Raw genomic sequence first — 425 nt, forward strand, 5'->3', positions numbered from 1 at the left:
GATTTTGCGCTCGACCTGGCTTCGACCGGCCCGAGCCTGCCGCTGGCGCTTGGCAGTACCGAGAGCCCGATCAATCTAGAGTTGCAGGCGCTGTCGGTGGAGGTCGCGGGGCAGGGCATGCAATCGACGCTGAATATCTCCGCGACACTGCCGTCGGTCGCAACCAACCTAGCCAAGGCCGAAGGCATCGCGCTTGCGCTCCATTCCGACGCCTTCGATCTGAAGGGCCGGACAGGGCCGATTTCCGGCACGGTGACGGCGGACAAGATCGGCCTGGACAATCCGACCATCGCGCCGCTGCTCGCCGGCAGGATCACGGCACAAGTCGCTGGCAGCCTCGCGACCGACACCATCGTCATCGACAGCGGCTCGGTGACGAGCGAGGCACTGGACAGCGGCTTTAACGGAAGGGTCTCGCTGGCCGA

At 65.4% G+C, this 425-nt stretch carries 1 protein-coding gene; it reads left to right on the top strand.

All coding sequences use genetic code 11. The annotated features are described in order from the left end of the window. The coding region (locus AC0L14_RS34795; protein ID WP_473752236.1) for a hypothetical protein at positions 1 to 425 on the top strand (425 nt) is incomplete at both ends.

The organism is Mesorhizobium sp. WSM4841 (assembly GCF_055811515.1).